This is a genomic window from Sulfitobacter sp. CW3 (genome assembly GCF_019392245.1).
GTDB lineage: Bacteria > Pseudomonadota > Alphaproteobacteria > Rhodobacterales > Rhodobacteraceae > Sulfitobacter.
The window spans coordinates 1-264 of record NZ_JAHXRL010000306.1 but is presented as its reverse complement, the minus strand read 5'-3'; the positions used below and the strand labels follow the sequence as shown (position 1 = coordinate 264).

The window sequence follows — 264 nt, the reverse complement described above, 5'->3', positions numbered from 1 at the left end:
CCTCGAACACCCGTCGGATCTTCAGCCTCGCTCGATCGAGCAGCACGCGCTGACGCGCCTCGCCGAGGCCGAGCAACTCCTCCGTCTCGCGCGGGCCGAAACCCTCGATGTCGCGATGCCGGATCACGGCGGCCTCGTCCGGCGGCAGAGCGGCGATGGCCGCCTCGACCGCTTGCCAGACCTGCCGCCCCGCGAGCCCGCGCTCCAAGTCGATCTCGCTCCAGTGCCAGGGCGCCTCACGCCAGTGGCCGTCGGCGAGGAAGG

At 72.3% G+C, this 264-nt stretch carries 1 protein-coding gene; it reads right to left on the bottom strand.

From position 1 onward, the window contains the following. A partial coding sequence (locus KZZ06_RS21180; RefSeq protein ID WP_306664538.1) for a sigma factor-like helix-turn-helix DNA-binding protein occupies nt 1–264 on the bottom strand: 264 nt, incomplete at both ends.